At 32.5% G+C, this 9,502-nt stretch carries 7 protein-coding genes and 1 pseudogene; 2 read left to right on the top strand and 6 right to left on the bottom strand.

The features are described from left to right. Positions 1-340 (bottom strand): annotated as a pseudogene (locus ACJ5GX_RS00380) (heme lyase CcmF/NrfE family subunit); the annotation flags it as partial. A 155-nt stretch (positions 341-495) separates the two neighbouring features. Here ACJ5GX_RS00380 and ACJ5GX_RS00375 point away from each other — a divergent pair. Then, a complete protein-coding gene (locus tag ACJ5GX_RS00375) occupies positions 496-1,737 on the top strand; it encodes a hypothetical protein (RefSeq protein ID WP_007302893.1) in 1,242 nt (413 codons plus the stop codon). Between the two features lie 214 nt (positions 1,738-1,951). On the opposite strand, the gene radC is transcribed toward ACJ5GX_RS00375, so the two are convergent. After that, a complete protein-coding gene (radC, locus tag ACJ5GX_RS00370; protein WP_019078756.1) occupies positions 1,952-2,632 on the bottom strand; it encodes a RadC family protein in 681 nt (226 codons plus the stop codon). 686 nt (positions 2,633-3,318) lie between these two features. Here radC and ACJ5GX_RS00365 point away from each other — a divergent pair. Then, on the top strand, positions 3,319-4,425 hold the full coding sequence (locus tag ACJ5GX_RS00365) for a D-alanyl-D-alanine carboxypeptidase family protein (RefSeq protein ID WP_012482049.1): 1,107 nt from the start codon (positions 3,319-3,321) through the stop codon (positions 4,423-4,425). Positions 4,426-4,457: 32 nt separating this feature from the next. On the opposite strand, the gene ACJ5GX_RS00360 is transcribed toward ACJ5GX_RS00365, so the two are convergent. From ACJ5GX_RS00360 to ACJ5GX_RS00345, 4 genes are all read right to left on the bottom strand, one after another. Continuing rightward, on the bottom strand, positions 4,458-5,798 hold the full coding sequence (locus ACJ5GX_RS00360) for a DNA recombination protein RmuC (RefSeq protein WP_007302846.1): 1,341 nt from the start codon (positions 5,796-5,798) through the stop codon (positions 4,458-4,460). Between the two features lie 273 nt (positions 5,799-6,071). Next, a complete protein-coding gene (locus tag ACJ5GX_RS00355; RefSeq protein ID WP_052264657.1) occupies positions 6,072-7,232 on the bottom strand; it encodes a porin in 1,161 nt (386 codons plus the stop codon). A 100-nt stretch (positions 7,233-7,332) separates the two neighbouring features. Continuing rightward, positions 7,333-8,136 (bottom strand): hypothetical protein, encoded by an 804-nt coding sequence (locus tag ACJ5GX_RS00350; RefSeq protein ID WP_007302848.1) that lies wholly within the window; start codon positions 8,134-8,136, stop codon positions 7,333-7,335. A 174-nt stretch (positions 8,137-8,310) separates the two neighbouring features. Next, positions 8,311-9,174, bottom strand: a complete 864-nt coding sequence (locus tag ACJ5GX_RS00345) for a hypothetical protein (RefSeq protein ID WP_264377384.1) — start codon at positions 9,172-9,174, stop codon at positions 8,311-8,313. Positions 9,175-9,502: the final 328 nt, after the last annotated feature.

Below are 9,502 nucleotides of genomic sequence, written 5' to 3'. Positions count from 1 at the left end.
GATCCAAGTAGTCAAGCACTGGGATGACAGAAGGTATATAAATATCCATTAGTAATAAATACATGACAAGCACTAAGGTCCAAAGCAACATAGACCCTTCTTTATTTCCCCAAACACCACAAATCTTATAGATTAAAGGTTTTGTTGTGTGTGAGTGGTAATATACGTTTTCAAGTGAGAAATCATTTTTAATGTGGCAGTAGATCAAAATAGCCATTGATGCTGACACACAAAAAAATATGGCAGAGGAGACGAATCGGTAAGAACTAAACGGTAGAAACAAATACGTTAAAGATAACAAACAGGCTACCAATAACAATATATTCCCAAATTCAGGCATAAGATTCATATAATGATATTACTAATAATAAATTGGGAGTTAAAGTTTTAATATAGGAACAAAGTTAATCTTCAATTATATTAATAGTAAGTAAAAATTAAGCATTAAGCTTTTATACTTTATATTATATAACATTAATATTGTGAGGTAATATTATGGGCACAACTAAGATTAGTGAATTTCTATTCAATATAAAAGGTAAAGTGGCAAAACAACATGCTGAACCAATAATTGAAAAAAATCTCTATACTATTTTAGGATTCAAAGATGTAGAAGATTTAGAACATAAGACAAGTAAGTCCGTTAACAAAAAAATTTGGCAGCTATTTATTGATTGCTTTACAAAGGAAATAGATTATGTAGCAACTAAGCAAGTTGTAAAAAACGTTGTTTGTAATATTGCCAAAAGTGCCCAAGGCAATGCTTTTACTGAAGCTGAAAGCTTAATCTTAAACGAAAAACAAGATAATAAAAAGAGAGAAAGAGCGATTAAAAAAGCTACTAGTATTTTAAAAAAAATCAATCCAGAAAAAGCCTTCAATGAACTTTCAGTAATAAAAAAACAAGCCGAAGATTTTTTACAAACCGATTTTTATAAGGCGCAGAGCAAACCACTGCCAGGATTTGCTACATCTGGTGCACAGCTTTTTGCGGAAACTTTGAAATATATAGAAACACTAGAAAAATTATCAGAAGTTAAAAAGGAAGATTTAACTAAGAGTTTCCTATTAAATTATATTAGTTCACTGAACAAAAAGTATCCTAAATCACAAGGTAAAAGGGAAGATGCTATACGAATACTATCAAGCGATGAGTTGAAGAATTTTTATAATAAAGGTGTAGAGGAAGGAATACTACAACCGCTGGTATCATATAAAGAATGCAGAAATCTGTATGATAAAATGAGCCAAACAAAGGATGAATGTATAATCAAAAAAGAAGAACATGAGAAAGCAAGTAAGTCAATAACCAGTATAATTAGTGACATAAAAAAATGTAGAGAAGCAGTCCTTAGTTGCAAAAATTTTCAGAGCTCCTACATAAAGGAAAAAGCAGAACACCCATTTAGAGGCACCTCATGTCAAAAAATGATTGATATATATCAAGAGAGAATTGCTGGATATCAGGAAAAAATTCGTCAAAACCTAAACCAAATAAGAGCAATATTAAAAGATACGCCGCAAGATGTGGAAAAATTTAAGGAAATAATCAATTGTGTGCATGAAGCAGAGCAGTATGATGAAATTTTTGATTCGGCTTTAATTTGTTTATCGAACATACAGAATAAGCTAGATATTCAACCAGAAAATCCCCTAACAGAACTCAGAGCTTCACAAATCAACGTTGAAATTGAGCTAACTAGGCTCTGTGAACAAAATATTAGAGTAAGCATGTGAGTGCTTCAACAAAATTCAAAAAACCAATAAAGACCTCATAAGTCTTATCAAAATAGGAGATTTCTAATAGTGGCAAATACCATGTATTTCTTTCAATTTGCCACTACCTAAATCACACATTGTCTTCCAGAAGGAAAATTTTTGTTCCACTGGCAACCACTTCATGTATAGCTTTACTTTCATAATAAGAAAAATGGCAAAAGCAATTTTAGATCTACTCTAATAAAAGCCTATTTTCCTTGAAACTAAAATAGCTACTAAATGTGATAATAATATGATCTATTAATTCTATTCCTATGCTTTTGCAAGCTTCTGCAAGCTGTCTAGTGAGAAACATATCGCTACTTGAAGGCTGTATATCTCCACTTGGGTGATTGTGGGATATTACAATCGATGTTGAGCCAATCAAAAGAGCGCGTCTTATGATCTCTCTAACGTAAATAGGAGTTTGATCTACTGTACCAAAGTTCTGCAGATCTTCCGCTATTAGACGATATCTTTTATTCATATAGATGACGCGAAAATTTTCTTTATTAAGGCTTCCTATACTTACTTTTAAATAATCAAGCAAATTTTCCCAGTTATTGATTATAGGTAGGTCCTTTATTTCTTCTCGTGCAGAACGAACAAAAGCCTGTTTCACACAAAAGATAGCAGATATGGCTGCATTATTAACTCCTTCAATATTTTGCAGTGCTTCTAAATCGGCATTAAAAACTTTATTTAAACTGCCCAAATTTTCTATCAAACTCTTTGCTACTGGCTTTACATCGATTCTACTATATGCTGAATATAAAATGTGTTCTAAAATCTCATAATCAAGCAATGATTGTCCGTTATCTAAAATAATTCTCTCTCTTAGGCGCTTTCTATGACCTTTTTTGTAATCTTTCATTATTCATGAATTGCTTATCTCTTATAATAAGAAATTGAATTTTTAAGTAAAATATTTAATAAAACACATGAAGCATAATTGTAAATTTTTGAAGACAGCAAATGAAAGTAGCCCCTCTCTTGTCATCCCCTGCTCCCTCCTTCTTGTCATTCAAGTAGCCTCATCCCAGTGTCCCTTCTATATATCATCCCAGTGCTCCTTCTATGTCATCCCAGTGCTTGACACTGGTTTCTTACCAACAAAAACCTAGCATAACTTTTGTGCTCAAAAAATTTCCAGTATCAAGTGCTGGCCTGAAGCTTTAGCTGTAAATGTTAAGAAATTTACCAAGCGAAAAAAAAGGCAAAAAAATCCCCGTGTAACGAGTTTTGACCCTATAATAATGTAAATTGGCGCTGTAATAATGTGCTAACGCTTAAAATAAGCGCGTTTTGGCTGAATGTAGAAAAAATAAAAAAGACATGCAGCCGCTATAATTTTTATGTAATTTGCCAATAAATATCTGAGTTTTTTACTGAATTTTTGTTGTTGAACCCGCGCGGATCAAAAACAAGGATAAATACTCTTATTGTCATAATAAGGGGGCTGGCGCAGTTTGTCAAGGAAGTTTTATGCGAGAGATCTATTGAAATGCTCGTGCAAAATCATACTATTAATTAGTACACTATAAATTTAAAATTATAAATATGTTAAGCAAATTAGTAACTTTGCTATTAATTTTTATATTTCCTTTTTACTCATACTCATATCAGTTTAGAACCAAAGCAAAGCAAGCAATTGTCTTAGATTTAGCTTCAGACTCGTTCATTTTTGAACACAATTCCAGGGAAAAAATGGCCCCATCTTCAATGAGTAAGTTAATGACTTTATATGTAGCTTTTGACTATCTAAAAGCTGGAATAATAAAAATGGAAGATAAATTTCGAGTAAGTAGAAAAGCATGGGAAAGGAAAGGCTCTTCTATGTTTTTGAAAGAAGGTCAATTTGTTACGGTAAAAGAACTACTTGAAGGAATTACAATTGCCTCAGGTAATGATGCATGCATAGCGCTAGCCGAGGGTATCGCAGGATCAGAAGAGAATTTTGTTGCTGAAATGAATGAAGTTGCACAAGATTTAAATCTTAATGATAGTCATTTTGTTAACTCAAGCGGGTGGCCAGATGAAAACCATTTTATGAGCGCAAAAGACTTGGTAACACTGGCAAAAAGGATTTTTACTGATTTTCCTGAATACTATGATCTATTCTCTGAACAATATTTGACATATAACGATATTGTACAAAAAAATAAAAATCTTTTACTTTTCCATGATATTGGAGTTGATGGTCTAAAGACAGGTCATACAAGTGCTGGTGGTTATGGAATTATAGTATCTGCAAAACGGAACGATAGGAGAATTTTTGCTGTTGTGAATGGTTTGGACACCGAGAAAGAGCGAATAGAGGAAGCAAAAAGACTAATACAATATTCCTTAAATCATTTTAATACCAAGAAAATATTTGCTAAGGATAGCGTAGTTGAAGAAATAAATATTGTTTATGGAAAAGATAAAAAGGTGCCCGTTACAGTTGCAAACGATGTTACCATAACTTATAACCGCAGATTACATGATAAAATTAAAGTGCGTATTGAGTATAAAGATATGGTACCCGCACCAATTAAAAAAGGTCAAGAAGTGGGCAAAATTTTTGTAGAAATACCTGGTACTGAGCAACAAACTATACCTGTTTATACAGCAAATGATGTGCAGAAATTGAGCTATATAAAAAAAATTTTTAGAAAGTTGTTTTAATCAGCAAATGTAAGTTAAGGAGACCTGAAATACTAATCTACTTTCAACCTCTCAGCATGTAAACTGCGTGGTAAAGATTCCAACTCTTTTGCAGCAGTGAGTTCTTTATTTTTTGCATGTATACCAAGCTTATTGAATTCTCGGGCAGCAGGAAACACTCTTGCCTCAAGCGAACCAGCAGTTTTATTGTAATGATCAACAGCACTTTTTAAGCTTCTGCGTAAATTATCAAAATTTTCGCCCATTGTGCAGATTCGCTCATATAAAATATGGCCTAGTTCACTTATTTTCTTTGCATTTTCAGCTATCATCTCTTGCTTCCATCCATAGGCTACTGCCCTAAGTAGCGCGATTAAAGTGATTGGTGTTGCAATAATTACTTTTTTTTCTATTCCAATTTCTATCAAAGCTGGTTCACATTCTAGTGCTGCACTGAAAACCCCTTCTCCTGTTAAAAAAAGTACCACAAGCTCTGGCGTATTTTCAAATTGGTTCCAATATTCCTTTCTGCCTAGATCATTTATATGTTTTTTTATTGCCAGAGAATGATTCTTCAATTTTTCCTTTTGTATCTGTAAATCATTTTGCGACATAGCATCCATGTAAGAATCAAGTGGTACTTTAGCATCTATTATTATTTGCTTTCCTGATGGCATTTTTATTATCAAATCAGGACGCAACAAATTGTCCTCATTTTTATCAATTACTGAAGCTTGAGTCAAAAAATCGCAATATTCAATCATTCCCGCCATTTCTACTACTCTTTTTAGCTGCATTTCACCCCATTTTCCCCTAATGTGAGGCTTCCTCAGGGCGTTAGCAAGGCTAGAAGTTTGACTCATTAATGCTCCAATTTGCTCCCTTAAACCTTCATAGGCCCCTACCCTCTCCTTCTCTAGGTCACGTATTTCACTATCGAATTTTTCTAACTTTTCTTTTATTGGAGTGACAACTTCGTTGATCGTTGCTTGCCTTTTTTTGAAATCACTTTCTGTTTCTTTTAGCTTACTATCGATTACTTCCTTCGCTAAATTCAGAAAATTATTGTTGTTTACCTGCAAAGCATCAAGAGAGAGAGCTTTAAAAGTGTTTGTAAGCCTCTCCTCTGCTTTTGTTAGTAATTCTATTTCCTTTTTCTTTTCCTCACGCTCTTTTTGTAGAATTACTTCAAGCTCTGCTTTTTTGACTTTCAACCCAACTATCTCTTCATCCTTATTCAGTAAAGTTCGCTTTGCCTCTTGAAGCTCACGCTCTAATTTAAGTTCAAGATTTGCTTTCTCCTCACTTAGCTTTCTATTCTTTTTTACGACGAAAAAGAGAAATAACAGTAAAAAAAGAAAATTTAACCCGAGAACTATAGAATTGAGAAGCATCAGAATACAGAAAAAACCGCACTCACAATACTATCTAATTTTTCTATATATAAAAAAGAAAAAAGAGAATCAAATGAGGTACTCTTTTGTGAAGGATTTGGTTTACTAATTAATAATCGCCTACACTTGGATTAGTGACATAATGTCTTTTTATTAAAAATCTTATATAATAGTTATTTTTATCATATCAAATAGCACATATATTAACAACTCGATTTTACTCTCATTGCTTACTATTTACCACATTACAACACTTACAAACCGGTTATTTCATTAAAAACTTAGCTTCAGCCCAGCCAAAAGCACATACCCGGAGTTATTACTTTCGATTTCAGGTTCTTTGGTACTAAATTTTACAATATCGAAGTAGTATGAAGTGCCAAGAGCTAATGGATATTCAAGACTGAAAGCCTGTGATGTTAATTCGTTTGTACCTTTGCCTACAATATCCCTGCTACTACTAAAATATGTTAAGCTCACTTTACGAGAATCAGAATGATAAGCAACACCTGCATTTATATAATTCATATTACTTGTTTCAGGACTACGTTTCTCACCAGATTTACCGCCATTACCGTACGAAAAAATGCAATCAAGTTCAAAAAGTTTTAGCTTCAAGCCAAAATTCCAGTGTAGCAATTGATTACGGCATTTATAATTTTCAGAAGTACCATCCGAGCAATCAGTTAAATTTTCTCTTGCAAACTCACCAGTAAAAGCAGTAGTAAAATTTATTTCATCTGATAAGCCATTTTTATAGGAAAGACCAGCGGCTATTAGATTGTTATATTGCAAATTATTTTTTCCTGGAACATAACTGAGTCCAAGTTGAAAGTTATAGATTTCAGGAGAAATATAGTTTATCGTTGGTTGTTTTAACTTCAGCTCTAGTCCATTATAGTCGCTGTAAATATTGGGTTTTACCCAAAATACCTCATCTTTATCATACCCAGGATCATTATCTTTTTTTTCATTACCGCGCAAATTTGAGTAATTTGTCCAATGACCATTTATTCCTCCGGCAGCTGTGTAAATTTTTGAAGTGTTAATTAACATACTCTGACTAACTAAACTTCCTTTACCATATTCAATTGATCCAAATTCCTGGTTCTTTATGATAAAATACCACTTCTCCATTTCTAACTTTTCTATGTCTAGTGCCTTTAAGTTTGCAATACCAGAAACTTCTACCTTAACATTAAACCCCAGTTGTGTATTTGGATAAACTTGCTGCAAATAAAGAAAGCGCAGGTCTGAATAGCTTGAGGTCTTGTCTTTTGTAGAGCTAAAAGAATCTTTATTGAAAGCGTAGCCAAATCTTAAATCTACTTTTCCATCTAGTTCTACATAAAACATCTCCTTATCCAGAATTACCCTAGCGTTAGCACTTCCTCCCACAAGTAATGATAAAAATAGTGTGATTAGTAACCTCATAGGTAAGCTTAAATTCTTAATATAAGCTTAACAGAAATAAAAAACAATCCTTATATTGTGTAGAACTTAGATACTACAAACCAATTAATGACAAAAGCGTTTAAGCATTCTTCACACTATGTTTTTGAATTATATTTCCATAAATAATTGATATGCTTGATAGTTTTCGCTTTAATAACTGCTTGTTAATGGAAGAATGTATACGATTAACTATTTTAGATGTGTTATTTGCATCACAGTTCATCAAAATAAAAAGTACCTTATTCTCATCAATACATCCTAAAAAATCATCACTACGGCAATTTTTATAAAAATGTTCTATGATAATTTTTAGTGTATCATTTTCCTTATTACAACTGCTGTTTAAACCTATTATTCCTATAACTGCATTAATTTGATATTCAAAGGCAAAATTCAATATGACATATAACTCCAAAATCGTTGAATCATTGTCTGGTATATCAAACAAGTTGTGTTTTCTATATTTCTTACCCATCAGATATTTATCCCTAAACATTGCTAGCTTATGAAACAGGCTAATGTCACGTATCAATAGCTCATAATTAATCTTGCTATTAGTAAATTGCGTTGTGCGAAAAACTTTTACCTTTGTTTTTATATCTTCTCCTTTAGCGTCGATTAAAGAAAAGCCTATCACTTTTGGCAATATATCGGGCAAATCGCGCCCATCTTCAGTATACTCCAAATAGCTTTTCATATCTTCAGCTGCTCTTGCACTTAAAATATTGATTAACGGCTTATTAAGTAAATTCCCTTCTTCACATTTTAATAAATTCCTTGCTGCTTGATTGAGTCCCAAGATTAACACGTTTTTTTTCTCATTATCCTGAGAAACAGATATCACAGCATCATCTTTCCTTCTTGCCGTTATAAAATCTTCCATGCTTTCATTCTATAAAATGTATTTACCAGTATAATAAAGTTGTATTAAGATTTATTTACCTATTGATATACTTAATCAAGTATAGGCAAGCATAACATAACCAGCTATTTCTAAGTGATGATAAAGGAAGCAAAATTACAAATGTAATTTTGCTTGTTTTCTTTAATACCTTCATCACAACAACTGATTTTGCTGTATTGGATTAGATGGTTGAATATAACCTAAACTACTGTGACACGATTCTTCGTATGACGGTGGTGATGAACACGATTCCTCGTATGAAGGTAGTAGTTCCTCAAGCGGTGCTGAAGGTTGTACTTTTTCATAATTGTCAGAAGGAAAATTGTCTGATTCTTTATTATTAGTTGCTTTATCCATACATTTTACTGGTTGCTCTATATAGTCTTGTATTTCTTTTGTAAAACTATGATTTAGATAACAACTTGTTAAGTAAGCTACACCTGCTACTGTGAGTGCTAATGATGCAAAAACTAAAGGTGAAGCTCCTATACACCTAAAAACCTTTACTTTATACATACTCATATGAGCAGGTGGGTCAATGGTTGTTGCTAAAAAAATAAAAAAACCAAGTGAAAAAAATATTAACAAGCAAATTCCACCCAATGAACAAGATCCTAACGCTACTTCTTTTAATGATTTTTCGTTTTTCTTTTTATTATTAAGGCTTCGATACATTTTATTAACGTTAGTATTGCTAATATAATCTTCTAGTTCTTTTAAAATTTGAGTCTTTAACTCTTCAATCTCATTATCTATTAACGAATAGTATTTTTTATACCGCTGCTTCAATTGAACGTCTAATACTGATTTACCACCATTGAGAAGATTTAAAATGTCTTTTTTGCATAACTCAATCTCCTGAGAAATTTTAGAATCGTTTTGTTCTTTTATATCTTGATCCATTTTAGCCTGTAGTTTTTGACCAAAATCTTTAAATACAGTTCTGCAAGAAAGGTATTTTAATATAATAGGTAAAGCCAGCTCATTTCCCTTACTAAGCAAAGATAAAAGATTCAAAGCGAAAGAATTAGGTACTGCTTCTCTTGGTAGAATTAAGTGAAATCTTGGAGAGTAGACCGGCGGAACTTCCCCAGTCAGTCTCTCGCAAAACTGTACGTAAATCTCTCGATTTATACAGCTTCCATTATTCAGCCTTTTGACCTAACCCTAATGTCCAGTGGTAGAAAGTCTTTGGATTCTCTTCTTTTATTGTCCCAAATTTGGGAGAAAAACCCTGGACTTGAAGTCCATCCTTTTAAGAATATAATTTTAAGGTGAAAAATCTGAAAGAATGTGGAATATTATAGAAAAAGCAGTCACTCTGTATATATATCACATAGTGTGG

The sequence above is a fragment of the Wolbachia endosymbiont of Tuta absoluta genome, from assembly GCF_059414725.1.
The sequence above is the reverse complement of the archived record's forward strand: the minus strand, read 5'-3'. Positions and strand labels throughout refer to the sequence as shown.